This window comes from Pseudazoarcus pumilus, assembly GCF_002872475.1.
In the GTDB taxonomy this organism is placed as follows: domain Bacteria; phylum Pseudomonadota; class Gammaproteobacteria; order Burkholderiales; family Rhodocyclaceae; genus Pseudazoarcus; species Pseudazoarcus pumilus.
Genome location: NZ_CP025682.1, coordinates 564656 through 578470 on the forward strand (window position 1 = coordinate 564656; position 13815 = coordinate 578470).

Sequence of the window (13815 nt, forward strand, 5' to 3'; positions counted from 1 at the left end):
TTCACGCTGCCAGCATGGACATCACGGCCATGCGTACCGCGATGCCGAAGGTGACCTGGTTGAGGATGACGGCCTGGGCGCCGTCGGCGATGGCCGAGTCGATCTCCACGCCGCGATTCATCGGCCCCGGGTGCATCACGATGGCGTCGGATTTTGCCGCCGACAGCTTCTCCGCGGTCAGCCCCCAGTTCTTGTAGAACTCCTGCGGCGTGGGCAGCAGCGCGCCGTTCATGCGCTCGTTCTGCAGGCGCAGCATCATCACGACATCAACGTCGCGCAGCCCCTCGGCCATGTCGTGGAACACGCGCAGTCCGGGCCGCTCGAGCCCGGTCGGCAGCAAGGTCTTGGGGCCGATCACGCGGATCTCGGGCACGCCCAGCGTGGCCAGCGCGGCGATCTGCGAGCGCGCCACGCGCGAATGCAGCACGTCGCCCACCAGCGCCACCACGAGCTGGCTGAAGTCGCCCTTGAAGTGGCGAATGGTGTACATGTCGAGCAGGCCCTGCGTCGGGTGGGCGTGCCGCCCGTCGCCGGCGTTGACCACGTGGATGTCGTTGCGGCCGTTGGCGATGAGATGCTGCGCGATCAGGAACGGGGCGCCGCTGGCGGCATGACGCACGACGAACATGTCGGCCTGCATCGCACACAGGTTGTCGACGGTGTCGAGCAGGCTCTCGCCCTTGGCGGTGGAACTGGTCGATACGTTCAGATTGACGACGTCGGCGGACAGGCGCTTGGCGGCGATCTCGAAGGTGGTGCGCGTGCGCGTGGAGTTCTCGAAGAACAGGTTGAACACGCTCTTGCCGCGCAGCACCGGCAGCTTCTTGATTTCGCGCTCGGCCACCTCGGTGAAGGGGGCGGCGGTGTCGAGAATGGCGGTCAGGGTCTCGCGCGGCAGCCCGTCGAGGGTGAGCAGGTGGCGCAGGCCGCCGTTCTTGTCGAGCTGGGGATTACGCATCGATCAGCCTCAGGGACAGCACGCCGGCCTCGTCGCGGCCGAGCTCCAGGATCTGTGAGGCCGGCAGCGGCTCGGCCAGGGTATGGGCGCAGTAACGCGCGGCGATGGGCAGTTCGCGCCCGCCGCGGTCGACCAGCACGGCCAGCTCGACGCAGCCCGGCCGGCCGAAGTCGAACAGTTCGTTGAGTGCGGCGCGCACCGTGCGGCCGGTGTAGAGCACGTCGTCGACGATGATCACGTGCGAACCCTCGACGTCGAAGGCGATGTCGGTTCGCTGCGGCTTGGCGGGCAGACCACGTGCGCCGAAGTCGTCGCGGTAGAAGGATACGTCGATGGCGCCGACCGGTCCGCTCAGCGCGAGCGCCGCGTGGATGCGCTCGGCCATCCACACGCCGCCGGTGCGGATGCCGACCAGCGCGGTGTCCGGGCGCACATGGGGCCGCATCTGCGCGACCAGTGCGTCGAGCAGGGTTTCTGCGTCAGGAAGTTGCATGATTCGTCTCGTTGAGAAGATCCTGCAGGAGGATCTGCGCGGCCGTCGCGTCGAGCCGGCGCTTGCGTGTGCGCCAGTCGCGCTCGCCCGCCTCGGCGAGCGCGGATTCGGCCGCCACCGACGTGAGGCGCTCGTCGACCTCGACCACCGGCAGGCCGAAGCGCCCGCGCAGCTGGTTGGCGAAGCGCCGGCAGCGCGCGCTCATCGCGTGTTCGGTACCGTCCAGATGGCACGGGATGCCGACGGCCAGCGCCACCGGCCGCCATTCGTCCAGCAGGGTGCCGATGGCCGCGAAGCGGCGCTCGCCGGATTCCTCGGCGATGGTGGTCAGCGCCGTGGCGTGGCAGGTCTCGATCTCGCCGACGGCCACGCCGATGCGTGCCAGCCCGAAATCGAAACCCACCACCGTGCCGCGTTCGGGCAGGGAAGCCGCTTGCGGGCGCGCTTCAGGCATGTCCGGCGACCTCGGACAGGTGGGTGAAGTCGATGCCCAGACGCTGCAGGGCCGCGGCGAAGCGTTCTTCCGGCGGCAACTCGAACAGGATGGACAGGTCGGCCGGTACGGTCAGCCAGGCGTTGGACGCCAGTTCCTGCTCGAGCTGGCCGGCCGACCAGCCGGCATAGCCGAGCGAGACCAGCACCTCGGACGGTTCGCCGTCCTCGCCCATGGCCTGCAGGATGTCGCGCGAGCTGGTCAGGCCGACCTCGTCGGTGACTTCCAGCGTGGAATGCCAGTCGCCGAGCGGGCGGTGCAGGACGAAGCCGCGGTCGGTCTGTACCGGGCCGCCGAAATACACCGGTTGACCGGCCAGTTCGCCCGCGTGCAGCGGCACGTCGACACGCTCGAACAGCGTCGTCAGCGTCATGTCGAGCGGGCGGTTGACGATGATGCCGAGCGCGCCCTGCTCGTTGTGCTCCGCGATGTAGGTCAGCGTGCGCGAGAAGTTCGGATCGGCCATGGCAGGCATGGCGATCAGAAAGTGATTCGTCAGGTTTGCGATGATGGCGCTCATGGGGTGCATTTTACGCCGGTTGGCATGCGCCGGAGCAGGAACCTGTGACACGATGCTCCGTCCAACCGCTCCGCCCGCACGAATCCATCGTCATGCCTGCTTCCGCCCTCGTCTGGTTTCGGCGCGATCTGCGCAGCTTCGACCACGCTGCGCTGCATCACGCACTGACGCGCTTCGAGCGCGTCTACTGCGTCTTCGTCTTCGATCGCGCCATCCTCGATGCGCTGCCCTCGCGCGCGGACCGCAGGCTCGGTTTCATCCACGCGGCGCTGCGCGAACTCGACGAGGCGCTCGATGCGCTCGCGCGCGCGGCCGGTGGCAACGGCGGCGGGCTGATCGTGCGCCACGGCGTTGCGCGCGACGAGATTCCGGCGCTGGCGCAGGAGCTGGGCGTCGACGCGGTACTCGCCAACCGCGACTACGAGCCGGCTGCGCGCGAGCGTGATGACGCGGTGCGCCGGGTGCTGGCGGACGCGGACATCGACTTCGAGGATTTCAAGGATCAGGTCGTGTTCGACCGCGACGAGGTGCTGACTCAGGATGGCCGTCCGTTCTCGGTATTCACGCCGTATCGCAACGCCTGGATGCGCCGCCTCGAGCCGGGCGATGTCGCGCCGTTCGCGATTGCCGCGCACGCCGGGCGGCTGGCCGTGCGCGATGCGCGCTGCGGCGTGCCGCCGCTCGATGCGATCGGCTTCTCGCCGGACAACCTGGCCGCGCTGCGTCTGCCCACCGGCATGTCGGGGGGCGCGAGCCTTGTCGATGACTTTCTCGCGCGCATCGGCGACTACCATGTCGCGCGCGACTTTCCGGGCAGGAAAGGCGTGTCCTATCTGTCGGCGCATCTGCGCTTCGGCACGGTGTCGGTGCGCGCGCTGGCCGAGGCGGCCTGGCGCATGCACGGCGACGGGCCGCGCACCTGGCTCAATGAACTGGTGTGGCGCGACTTCTACCAGATGATCCTGTGGCACCACCCGCGCGTGGTGACGGAGAACTTCCGCCCCGAGTTCGACCGCGTGTGCTGGGACGAGGCGCCTGAACTGCTCGCAGCATGGAAGGCGGGCCGCACCGGCTATCCGCTGGTCGATGCGGGCATGCGTCAGCTCGCGCAGACGGGCTACATGCACAACCGGCTGCGCATGATCACCGCCTCCTTCCTGTGCAAGGATCTGGGCATCGACTGGCGCCCGGGCGAGCGCCACTTCGCCGCCTTGCTCAACGACTACGATCTGGCGGCCAACAATGGTGGCTGGCAGTGGGCGGCTTCGACCGGCTGCGACGCCCAGCCGTGGTTCCGCATCTTCAACCCGGTGACGCAGTCGCAGCGCTTCGATCCGCAGGGCGACTTCATCCGCCGCTATGTGCCCGAGCTGGCGCGCGCGCCGTCGCGCTGGATCCATGCGCCGTGGAAGATGGACGAGGCCGCGCAGCGCGCGGCCGGTGTGCGCATCGGCGAGGACTACCCGGCGCCGGTGGTCGATCACGCCGCCGCGCGCGAGCGCACGCTGGCGCGCTTCGCGGTCACGAAACGCGGCTGAGGCCCTGTGAGCGTTCGGGTGTGAGGTCGGTGTACTGGCGCAGCAGGCGCAACAGCTCGTCCTCGTCGTAGGGCTTGCCGAGATAGTCGTTGGCGCCGAGCTTCTCGGCGTACTCGCGGTGCTTGTCGGCCAGGCGCGAGGTGATCATGATCACCGGCACTTCGCGCGTGCGCTCGTCGGCGCGCAGGTTGCGCACCAGGTCGAAGCCGTCCATGCGCGGCATTTCGATGTCCGACAGGATGACATCGGGCACGAAATCCTCGAGCTGGTCGAGTGCGTCCGTGCCGTCCTTGGCGGTGAGCACGCGGTAGCCCTCGCGTTCGAGCAGGCGTCCGGTGATCTTGCGCACCGTGAGCGAATCGTCGACCACCATCACGCTGGGTTGGCGCAGCGGTTCGACGGCCGGACCGATGTCGAGCAGGTCGTCGCCGAGTACGGCGTCCATGACCTCGTCCGGCGCCTCGGAACGGCTGGCCAGTGCGAGCGGGTTGAGGATCAGCACGATCTCGCCGTCGCCCAGCACGGTGGCGCCGGAGATGCCGACGATGCGCAGCAGCTGCGGGCCGGCCGACTTGACGACGATCTCCTGGTTGCCGCGCATGGCGTCGATGTGCAGCGCCAGGCGCTCGCCGCCGGCGCGCAGCAGCAGCACCCAGTTGAAGCGGTGGATCTCGGGGCGCGCGCGCCGCTTGCCGAGCAGTTCGGGCAGGTAGCGGTAGGGATAACGCTGTTCCTGCCATTCGGCGAAACCGTCCGCACGCATGCGCTCGAGCGCGTCCGAACGCAGTTCGAGCACCTGGGCGATCATGGTCGACGGGATGGCGTAGCTGGCGTGCGCGGCGCGTACCAGCAGCGCCTGCGTGACCGCCAGCGTCAACGGCAGGTAGATGCGAAAACGCGTGCCGTCGCCGGGCGTCGCATGCACGTCGATGCGCCCGCCCAGCGCGGCGGCCTCGGCGCGCACCACGTCCATGCCGACGCCGCGGCCGGCGATCGTCGAGATTTCGTCAGCGGTGCTGAAGCCGGGCGTGAAGATGAGGTTGGTCAGCGTGCGCTCGTCTGCGCCCTGCGGGTCGTCGAGCAGGTCGCGCTCGGCCGCGCGCGCGCGGATCGCCTCGTAGTCGAGGCCGCGGCCGTCGTCGGCCAGGTCGATGGCGATCTCGTTGCCGGTCTGGCTGATCGTCAGGGTCACCTGGCCGATCTCGTCCTTGCCTGCCGCGCGCCGCTCGTCCTGCGCCTCGATGCCGTGCGCGACGGCGTTGCGCAGCATGTGCTCGATGGCCACCGTCATGTGCTCGAGCACGCTGCGGTCGATCTCGATGCGGCCGCCGCGAATGTCGAGGTTGACCCGCTTGCCCTGATCCTTGGCGCTCTGGCGCACGACGCGGTGCAGGCGGTCGGCGAGGCTGTCGAAGGGCACCATGCGCACCTGCATCAGCGACTGCTGCAGGTCGCGCGCGAAGCGCGCCTGGCCGTGCAGGGCGAGTTCCGCCCCGTCGAGGTTGCGCAGCAGGTTCTGCTGCACGGTGGTGACGTCGCCGACGCTCTCGGCCATCATCCGCGTGAGTTCCTGCAGCCGCGTGTAGCGGTCCATCTCGAGCGGATCGAACGAAGCGTGCTGCGAGTCGGCCTGCGCGATGCGCGACTGCATCTGCGTCTCGGCCTGCAACTCCACTTCGCGCAGCTGGCCGCGCAGGCGGATGACGTTCTCGGTCAGGTCGAGCAGGGAGCGGCGCAGCGTGCGCAGCTCGCCCTCGATGCGGGTGCGCGCGATGCCGATCTCGCCGGCCATGTTGATGAAGTTGCCCAGATGGTCGGCACGCACGCGCAGCGTGCCGCCGCCGGGTACGGTCTCGGCGGTGCTCTCGCCGGTCTCGATGGCGATTGCCGTGCTCTCGACGTCGTGCGCCTGCTCGGCCGCTGCGAGTGCGGGTGCGCTCTTGCCGCCGGCGAGGTCGGCGAGCATCTGTGCGGCCTGGTCGAGACCGCCGGTGAGGGTGTCGATCAGCCCTTCGGCCGGGCTGTGGCGGGCCATGCCGTTCTCGAGGCGTGACTCGATGCGGTGCACAAGCTCGCCCAGACGCATGGCACCGGCCATGCGTGCGCTGCCCTTGAGGGTGTGGAGCTGGCGCGCGGCAAGTCGCGGATGTTCGCCGCTGTGCGGGTCATCGCTCCAGTGGCGCAGGCGTTCGTCGAGCCCCTTCATCAGCTCGTCGGCTTCCTCGAGGAAGATCGGCAGCAGTTGCTCATCCAGGTCGTCGCGTACCTGGATGGCCTCTTCGTCCTCGTCGAGCGTCTCGCGCTCGGCCTCGGCCTGTGCGGCGACGGGGGGCGCGTGCTCGTCCTCCGGCGTCTGCAGTTCGGCCTGCGCCGGGCGGCCGACGGCGCCGAGCTGTTGCTCGAGTTCCGGCACCGGCAGGGGCAGTTGCGCGCGCGCCACCTCGGCGAGCATGGTGTCGAGCCGCTCGACCGTGGCGTCGAACAGGTCGAACTGCTCGGCGCTGGGCGCCTGGCGCGCTTCGCGCAGCCGACCCAGCGCGAACTCGGTGGCGCGCGCGAGGTTCTGCATCGGGCCGACATGGGCCGTGCCCGAGATGCCGGCGAGGGTGTGCGCCGTGCGCAGCAGCTTCTCCGACGGCGTCGAGGGGTTGTTGCGCAGCGGGCGCAGGCCCGCCTTGAGCGCCTCGATGTGGCTGCGCCCTTCGTTGACATACAGGTCGAAGAGCTGGCGTGACAGTTCGGTTTCGCCGATGCGCACATGCGAGGGTTCTGCGGCCTCGTCGGCGGTGGTGCCCGTCGTCGCCTCTTCGCCCTGCAGCGCGGCGGATTCGAGTTCGGCGAAATCAGGCTCGGTGGAATCGAACCCGGCCGGGTGTTCGTCGGCGACTTCGACCGGCTCGTCCAGATCGAGCGAAGGCAGATCGCCGAAGTCGAAGTGCGGTGGTGCCGGTGCCGCATCCGCATCCCCGGCGGGGGCTGTCGCGGGTTCCGCGCTGAATGCGTCGGAGGGCGCGGACTCGGGCGTCTCGCCGGCTCCGGTTTCGGCCGCTTCGAGCGCGCGCAGGCGTTCGGCCTCGGCCACCACGGCGCGGACGTCGAACTCGTGGCTGCCGCCGCCCTCGATCTGCGCCACCCAGGCATCGAAGCGCGCGTGCGCGTCGGCCAGGAGCGCGGCCAGATCCGGCGTCACCGGCCATTCCAGTTGCAGCCAGCGGTTGAGGGTCTGCTCGACCGCCCAGGCGGCTTCGCCGAACTCGCTCAGGCCGACCATGCGGCCGCTGCCCTTGAGCGTGTGGAAGCTGCGGCGGATGTCGACCAGAGATTCCTGGTCGCCGAAGGGCTGCAGTTCCTGCAGGCCGGCGTCGATTACGCCGAGGACTTCGTGCGCTTCCTCGATGAAGATGGCGAGCAGTTCGGCATCGATCTCCGCTTCGGTGGCCGGTGCCGGCGTCATCTCCGGCGCCGCGGCGCGTTCCGGCGCGGGTTCGGCCTCGACCTCCTGCGGCGCCGCGCCTGCGCTCGTCGCGAACTCGATCTCCGGGGCCAGGATCTCGTCCGGGTCGGGACGGCGCTCGTCTTCGGGCAGGAAATCGTTGAGGTCGGCCTCGCCGTGCTGCAGCGCGCCGACGTAGAAGCCGAGGATGGAAATGCGGTCGGCCAGGCGTGAGAGCACCGGCTGGTCCGGCGCGCCGCCGTCGGCCAGCCAGCCGATGGTGTTGGCGGCCTCGCGCACCAGCGGCACGGCGGCGTCGCCGCCGATGATGCGCAGCGCGCCCTCGATCTGGTGCAGCGGCGCGTCGAGCTGGCCCAGCGGGGCGCGCTTGGCGTGGTCACGGAAGAAGTCGTCGAGCGTCTGCTCGATGTGTCCCAGGCTGGAAGCGATCTCGCGCGCGACCTGCACGCGTGCGTCCCATTCGTGGGCGCGTCGCGCGACCTCCAGCGTGGGTGCCTCGGCGCGCGGCGCGTCGCCGCGCATGTGCGCCTCGAAGCGCTCGAGCGTGGCCTCGGTCTGCTCGAGCAGTTCGCCGTCGGCGATGCCGCCTTCGACGTTCAACTCCGCCAGCAGCAGGGCGGTGGCGACGTCGATGGCCATGGCTTCGTCGCAGGCCGCCGGATTGCCGGCCAGCCAGTGCGCGAGGCGCGCCGTGCCGTCGAGCAGGCGATGCAGCGCGGGGCGTCCCAGCTTGGCCGATTCGGACGCGATGTGGGCGATGTGGGTGTCGAATTCGGGCAGGGATGCGTTCTGCCCCGTGCTGAACGCGTCCCAGTCGATCTTGGCGGTGGCGATTTCGTTGCGCAGTTCGCGCAGCAGCGGGCCGAGCGGGATGTCGGCCACGGCGGAACCGGGGTCGGCCCACCAGACGTCGAGTTCCCAGCGCTCGCGCACCGCGCGCTGGGCGTCGGTGCGTACCGGCGCCTGGCCGATCTCGAAGAGCAGGTCGCGCATCAGCCGTTCGGGCATGCGGCGGGCGCCGCCTGTCTGCGCGCGCACTTCCTTGACCAGACCCGTGCAGATCTGCTTGATGCGCATTTCCGAGGCCGGCAGGTCGCCGTGGGCGAGCGCCTCGAAGAAGGCCTGGGCGACGCGCCACAGCGTGTTCGCGACCGGGCCGGTCTGCATCGCCTCGAGTGCGATCGCGGCGTCGCGCATGGTGCTCGCCCCTTCCGGGTCGGCCGGGTCGCGCAGCCAGGTCAGCAGTCCGCGCTCGAGGGCTGCGCGCGTCGCGCGCAGGCGGCCGGTGAGCGCGTCCGAGCCCGGTGGCGGCGCGCCGGTCAGGCGACGGCGCGGCAGGCGGCGCTCCAGGTCGGGGAAGAACATGTCGGCGGCCGAGACTTCGCCGCGCCCGCAACCACGGGCCAGTTCGCGGTAGACGGCGAACAGCCGCAGGGGCTGGTCACCGGCGCCGCCGACGACTTCGCCCAGATAATTCGCGAGCGTCGAGCAGGCACGCTGTGCGAGTGCCGCGCCGCCTTCATCGGTGGTGGCTTCGCCGCGCGCCAGTTCGCCGACGAACTGCTCGAGCGTGTCGGCGAACTGGCTGGCGCCGTCCAGGCCGACGACCGACAGTGCGCCGCGCACCTGATGCAGATGCGCCTGTGCGAACTGGAGCTGCGTCTGCGGCTCGGTGTCGGCGGCGGCCTTGCCGATGGCCTCGGAGGCGCGTTCGAGCGCCTCGTCGATTTCGCCGCGGACCCAGCTGAGCGGGCCGATGTCCAGTTCGTGCGCGTGCGTCATGTGGCTGCCCCGTTCAGACCTTGAAGCCGGACACCGAACCCTTCAGTTCCACCGCCAGGTCGGCCAGCTGGCCCACCGACACGGCGGTCTGCTGGGTGCCGCGCGTGGTCTGGTCGGTAATCGCGAGAATGTCCTTCATGGTGCCGGCGACGCGGCCGGCGGTGGCGGCGTGATTCTGGATGTCGCTCGAGATCTGCTCGATGAGCTCGGCGGTCTCGGTCGAGACACGCTCGATCTCGACCAGCACCTGACCGGCGGCGTCGGTCAGCTGCGCGCCCTCGACCACGTCACGGGTGGCGGTTTCCATCGCCGAGACGGCGTCCTTGGTGTCGGTCTGGATCGACTTGACGATGGATGCGATCTGCTTGGTCGCTTCGGCCGAACGTTCGGCCAGACGCTGCACCTCTTCGGCGACCACGGTGAAGCCGCGGCCCGCCTCGCCGGCCGAGGCGGCCTGGATGGCGGCGTTGAGCGCCAGCACGTTGGTCTGCTCGGTAATGTCGGAGATCAGTTCCACGATCTCGCCGATCTCCTGCGAGGATTCGCCCAGACGCTTGATGCGTTTGGAGGTTTCCTGGATCTGCTCGCGGATGTCGTTCATGCCGCGGATGGTGTCCTCCACCGCGGTCGTGCCTTTCTGGGCGGCATCGCGCGACTGGCGCGCGACCTGCGCCGACTGCAGCACGCGCTCGGAGGACTCGGTCATCTGCTCGGCCATGCGCTCGACGGTGGAGCCGACTTCCTCGATCTCCTGCGACTGACGCTCGGTGGCGTCGAGCAGCTCGCCCGAGATCTTCTGCGCCGATTCGGTGGCCGCGGTCACGCGGGTGGCCGCGTCGTTGATGCGACGCACCAGCACGGACAGCTCCTCGACCGTGTAGTTGACCGAGTCGGCGATGGCGCCGGTGATGTCCTCGGACACCGTCGCGCGCACGGTGAGGTCGCCGTCGGCCAGGTCGCCCATCTCGTTCATCAGGCGCAGGATGGCCTGCTGCGCGAGGTTGCGTTCCTCTTCGGCCGCCAGACGCTGGTGTTCGGCTTCGGCGCGGCGGCGCGTGAGGTCGGCGTTGTAGGCCTTGACGATGAGCGCGATGACCGCCAGGGCGAGCACGCCGCAGGCGACGATGCCCGCGATCAGCGGATCGAAGCCGCGGTAGGCGTTGTCGTAGGCGGCCGATACGCTGCGCGTATCTTCGAGCAGCGCGGGCGAGGCCTCGAACATGCGCGCGCCGGTCTGCTTGGCCTGAACCAGGTTCTGGATGTTGTCGTTGATGCGACCGACCGCAGCCAGCGTTTCCTCCGCATACCACTCGATGTCGCGCAGCTGCTGCTGGGCTTGCGGGTCGGCGAAGGACAGGCGCAGCAATTCGGACAGGGTGTCGTTGAAGTTTGCCGGGTCGACGCTCATCTGGAACGCCGCTTCCGGGTCGATGGTCTCGGCGGCGAGCAGCGAGTTGGCGTTCTTGGCGATGCGCTGTGTGGTCAGCACGGCCTCGTTGGCGAGCAGGATTTCGCGGTCGGAGGCGTTGCCTGCGACCTTGGCGCGCGCGATGCGCACCGTCAGGTCGTAGAGCAGCGGGTCGAAGGCGTTGATCATCGCCACCGAACGGTCCAGCGTGGCGATGCTGGTTTCCTCGTCGAGCAGCCAGCCCACGTCCTGCTCGATCGAGCGCCAGCGCTCGGCGAGCGTGGCCAGCGCCGGTTGCACCGATTCGGGGCTGGCCGGCACGCTGCGATCCTGCAGCGTGCCGCCTGCGGTCAGGGTGCCGAGCAGGCCGGAGAAGCGCTGGCTGGCGGTACGCAGTTCGGTGAAGGCGTCGCGATCGCCCTGGATGCCGCGCTGGGCCGCCTTGGCGATCTGCTGCGAGAGCATCTGCAATTCACCGGCCGAGGCGACGTACAGGGTCGCGTTCGTGGCCTGGCGGTTCTGCATCACGAGCAAGACGACGGTGGCGATGACGAGCAGGCCGAAGACGATGAAGTGACCCTTCATCCGCTCCGACACGGGACGTTCATCGGCCTTCTTCGCCCCCGCTGCGGGTGTCGCGGGAGGTGCTGCCTTGTCGGCCTCGAGGATGGTGGCGTCGGATGGCGCGGACTCGTCTTTGTTCTTGGCGCCCCCGGGAGACAGGGCGGACAGATTGATTGCCATAGTGATGCTCCGCTGCGAGATTGTTCGGGTGTTCTCGTGTTCCGGTCAGGCTGCCAGCACCCCGGCATCGAGGAAGCCGGGGTGTCGCACCAGTTCGCCGATGTCGAGCTTGAGCCACTTGCGCCCCTGCACGTCGGACAGTACCTGGCTGACCCAGGGGCGCTGTTCGTCGGCATCGTCCTCGGCGCCGAACTCGTCGGGGCCGTGCAGGCCGCTGGTGCGCGCGAACAGCAGGGCGATGCCGCTGCCATGGCGTGCGCCCGCGAGCAGGATGCGCGCACTGCCGGCGGGGGTGATCGGGTCACCGGAGTGAAACAGGGAAAAGTCCACGACACCGCACAGATTGCCGCGCACATTGACCAGTCCGCGGTACCAGGGGTGGGTCATCGGTACCGAGGCGATCAACGGTACCGGCAGGACCTCGCCGGTGTCGGCGAGATCGACCAGCCAGTTCTCGTCGGGCGTCTCGAGTCCGAGCAGCGTGCGCCGTTCGCCTTCGCGCGACTCGGCGAGTCGCCGTGCCAGGCCTTCCTGAAACTCCCGCAGACTGGTGCGCCGCGCCATCGGATCAGCCCAGGCCCTTGATGCGTTCGAGCAGTTCGGCGTGGTCGATGGGCTTGACCAGATAGTCGTGCGCGCCCTGACGCATGCCCCAGATGCGGTCTGTTTCCTGTCCCTTGGTGGTGCAGATGATGATCGGAATGGCGCGCGTGGCCTCGTCGCGCGAGATCGTGCGCGTGGCCTGGTAGCCGTTCATGCCCGGCATGACCACGTCCATCAGGATCAGGTCGGGCAGTTCGGCCTTGCTCTTGACCACCGCATCCTCGCCGTTTTCGGCGGAGACCACCTCGAAGCCGTTGGCGGTGAGTACTTCGGTCAGCGCGAAGCGTTCGGTCGGAGAGTCGTCGACGACGAGAATTTTCTTGATCGGCATGTCGTTCTTCCCACTACTGGCGTTCAGTCGGTTTTCGCCCGCAAGGCGTGTTCGGCGACAGTCTTGAGCAGGCTGTCCTTCGTGAAAGGCTTGGTGAGGTATTCGCTGGAGCCGGCCATGCGCCCGCGCGCGCGGTCGAACAGCCCGTCCTTGGACGAGAGCATGACCACCGGCGTGGCCGCCAGGCGCGCGTTGCGCTTGATCAGCGCGCAGGTCTGGTAGCCGTCGAGGCGCGGCATCATGATGTCCATGAAGATCACGTCGGGCTGGTGGTCGGCGATCTTGGCGAGCGCATCGAAGCCGTCCTCGGCCAGCACCACGTCGCATCCGGCCTGGCCGAGAAAGATCTCGGCGCTGCGCCGGATGGTGTTGCTGTCATCGATGACCATCACCCGAAGTCCGGTCAGGTCCATGCGGCATTCCTCGTCGATGTGCGGGCCCGCAGGCCCGTCGGCACGCAGGTGCCGATCCGGGTGCGACTATGCTGCATAAATGTTCCTGCCGCAACGCCCCGTTTCGGTGCGGCGTGCGACAGTGTGCATGCGCACTCAGACCTCGACCATCTCGAAGTCTTCCTTGCGCGCCTGGCATTCCGGACAGGTCCAGTTCGGCGGAATGTCTTCCCAGCGCGTGCCGGGGGCGATGCCTTCGTCGGGCAGACCCTGTTCCTCGTCGTAGATGAATCCGCAGATCAGACACATGTACTTCTTGAATTCGGGGGTGGCCATGCGGGGGCGAGCTCCTGTCGGTTATGACGTAGAATCCGGGCCATCTTACCGTATTTTCATTGCCCCACCACTTGCCCGATGCCCTTGTGCGGCGCGGCTTTGGGGCTCGACCCGATGGAGTTTCCCGCGATGACCGACCGATTGCCGCGAGGCCTGTACCTCGTGACGCCCGACAGCCGCGATGCCGGCCAGTTGCTGGGCCGGCTCGAGGACGCACTGCGCGGGCGTCCCGCGCTGGTGCAATACCGCAACAAGCTCGCCGACCCGGCGGCGCGGCGCGAGCAGGCGGCCGCGGCGGCGGCGTTGTGCCGTGCCGCGGGTGCGTTGTTCATCGTCAACGACAGCGTCGAGCTGGCGCTGGAGGTTGGCGCCGACGGTGTACACATGGGGCGCGAGGATGGTGATCCGGCCGCCGCGCGCGCCGCGCTGGGCGACGACTTGATCCTCGGCGTGTCCTGCTACGATGATTTCGAACGCGCGCGCAGCGCGGTTGCGGCCGGCGCCGACTATGTCGCCTTCGGCACCATGTTCCCGTCCTCGGTCAAGCCCGATGCGCCGCGCGCGCCGCTGGAACTGGTGCGTCGCGCCAGGGACGAACTGGGCGTGCAGGTGGCCTGCATCGGCGGCATCACGCTGGAGAACGTGTCGCAGCTGGTCGCGGCCGGTGCGGACTTCGTCGCGGTGATTTCCGATGTGTTCCGGGCCGAGGATCCGGCCGCGCGCGCCGCGGCCATCCAGGCCTTGTTCGAAGACTGACAACGAC

12 protein-coding genes are annotated in these 13815 nt (G+C 69.0%); 2 read left to right on the top strand and 10 right to left on the bottom strand.

Annotated elements, in window-relative coordinates:
• Window position 1 precedes the first annotated feature (1 nt).
• From C0099_RS02675 to C0099_RS02690, 4 genes are read right to left on the bottom strand one after another with little or no spacing between them, the layout of a single operon-like run.
• On the bottom strand, window positions 2–958 hold the full coding sequence (locus tag C0099_RS02675; RefSeq protein ID WP_102246019.1) for an aspartate carbamoyltransferase catalytic subunit: 957 nt from the start codon (window positions 956–958) through the stop codon (window positions 2–4).
• Window positions 951–1451, bottom strand: coding sequence for a bifunctional pyr operon transcriptional regulator/uracil phosphoribosyltransferase PyrR (pyrR, locus tag C0099_RS02680; RefSeq protein ID WP_102246020.1), 501 nt, complete (start codon window positions 1449–1451; stop codon window positions 951–953). Before pyrR ends, C0099_RS02675 begins: the two co-directional genes overlap by 8 nt.
• Complete coding sequence (ruvX, locus tag C0099_RS02685) at window positions 1438–1905, bottom strand: Holliday junction resolvase RuvX (protein WP_102246021.1); 468 nt, start codon at window positions 1903–1905, stop codon at window positions 1438–1440. The genes pyrR and ruvX overlap by 14 nt, the downstream gene beginning before the upstream one ends.
• Window positions 1898–2464 carry a YqgE/AlgH family protein gene (locus C0099_RS02690; RefSeq protein WP_102246022.1) on the bottom strand — a complete coding sequence of 189 codons (567 nt, stop codon included), beginning with the start codon at window positions 2462–2464 and terminating at the stop codon, window positions 1898–1900. Before C0099_RS02690 ends, ruvX begins: the two co-directional genes overlap by 8 nt.
• Window positions 2465–2556: 92 nt before the next feature.
• Between C0099_RS02690 and C0099_RS02695 the strand changes: the two genes are divergently transcribed.
• On the top strand, window positions 2557–4002 hold the full coding sequence (locus C0099_RS02695) for a cryptochrome/photolyase family protein (RefSeq protein ID WP_102246023.1): 1446 nt from the start codon (window positions 2557–2559) through the stop codon (window positions 4000–4002).
• Here the strand turns inward: C0099_RS02695 and C0099_RS02700 are convergent.
• From C0099_RS02700 to C0099_RS02725, 6 genes are all read right to left on the bottom strand, one after another.
• Complete coding sequence (locus C0099_RS02700) at window positions 3986–9238, bottom strand: hybrid sensor histidine kinase/response regulator (protein ID WP_102246024.1); 5253 nt, start codon at window positions 9236–9238, stop codon at window positions 3986–3988. The two genes, C0099_RS02695 and C0099_RS02700, sit on opposite strands and share 17 nt — an antisense overlap.
• A gap of 13 nt (window positions 9239–9251) precedes the next feature.
• Window positions 9252–11390 carry a methyl-accepting chemotaxis protein gene (locus C0099_RS02705; protein ID WP_102246025.1) on the bottom strand — a complete coding sequence of 713 codons (2139 nt, stop codon included), beginning with the start codon at window positions 11388–11390 and terminating at the stop codon, window positions 9252–9254.
• Window positions 11391–11435: 45 nt separating this feature from the next.
• Window positions 11436–11954 (bottom strand): chemotaxis protein CheW, encoded by a 519-nt coding sequence (locus C0099_RS02710; protein ID WP_102246026.1) that lies wholly within the window; start codon window positions 11952–11954, stop codon window positions 11436–11438.
• 4 nt (window positions 11955–11958) lie between these two features.
• The gene (locus tag C0099_RS02715) at window positions 11959–12324 is read right to left on the bottom strand and encodes a response regulator (RefSeq protein WP_102246027.1); all 366 of its coding nucleotides are present in this window, start codon (window positions 12322–12324) and stop codon (window positions 11959–11961) included.
• Window positions 12325–12347: 23 nt separating this feature from the next.
• Window positions 12348–12737 (bottom strand): twitching motility response regulator PilG, encoded by a 390-nt coding sequence (gene pilG, locus C0099_RS02720; protein ID WP_102246028.1) that lies wholly within the window; start codon window positions 12735–12737, stop codon window positions 12348–12350.
• 135 nt (window positions 12738–12872) lie between these two features.
• Window positions 12873–13025, bottom strand: a complete 153-nt coding sequence (locus C0099_RS02725) for a rubredoxin (RefSeq protein ID WP_199797672.1) — start codon at window positions 13023–13025, stop codon at window positions 12873–12875.
• Between the two features lie 156 nt (window positions 13026–13181).
• On the opposite strand from C0099_RS02725, the gene thiE reads away from it, so the two are divergent.
• Window positions 13182–13808, top strand: coding sequence for a thiamine phosphate synthase (thiE, locus tag C0099_RS02730; protein ID WP_102246030.1), 627 nt, complete (start codon window positions 13182–13184; stop codon window positions 13806–13808).
• Window positions 13809–13815 lie beyond the last annotated feature (7 nt).

Bases quoted from the DNA above. Each gene is read 5' to 3' on its own strand.
- C0099_RS02675 (WP_102246019.1), bottom strand. From the start codon at position 958: ATGCGTAATCCCCAGCTCGACAAGAACGGCGGCCTGCGCCACCTGCTC.
- pyrR (WP_102246020.1), bottom strand. From the start codon at position 1,451: ATGCAACTTCCTGACGCAGAAACCCTGCTCGACGCACTGGTCGCGCAG.
- ruvX (WP_102246021.1), bottom strand. From the start codon at position 1,905: ATGCCTGAAGCGCGCCCGCAAGCGGCTTCCCTGCCCGAACGCGGCACG.
- C0099_RS02690 (WP_102246022.1), bottom strand. From the start codon at position 2,464: ATGAGCGCCATCATCGCAAACCTGACGAATCACTTTCTGATCGCCATG.
- C0099_RS02695 (WP_102246023.1), top strand. From the start codon at position 2,557: ATGCCTGCTTCCGCCCTCGTCTGGTTTCGGCGCGATCTGCGCAGCTTC.
- C0099_RS02700 (WP_102246024.1), bottom strand. From the start codon at position 9,238: ATGACGCACGCGCACGAACTGGACATCGGCCCGCTCAGCTGGGTCCGC.
- C0099_RS02705 (WP_102246025.1), bottom strand. From the start codon at position 11,390: ATGGCAATCAATCTGTCCGCCCTGTCTCCCGGGGGCGCCAAGAACAAA.
- C0099_RS02710 (WP_102246026.1), bottom strand. From the start codon at position 11,954: ATGGCGCGGCGCACCAGTCTGCGGGAGTTTCAGGAAGGCCTGGCACGG.
- C0099_RS02715 (WP_102246027.1), bottom strand. From the start codon at position 12,324: ATGCCGATCAAGAAAATTCTCGTCGTCGACGACTCTCCGACCGAACGC.
- pilG (WP_102246028.1), bottom strand. From the start codon at position 12,737: ATGGACCTGACCGGACTTCGGGTGATGGTCATCGATGACAGCAACACC.
- C0099_RS02725 (WP_199797672.1), bottom strand. From the start codon at position 13,025: ATGTGTCTGATCTGCGGATTCATCTACGACGAGGAACAGGGTCTGCCC.
- thiE (WP_102246030.1), top strand. From the start codon at position 13,182: ATGACCGACCGATTGCCGCGAGGCCTGTACCTCGTGACGCCCGACAGC.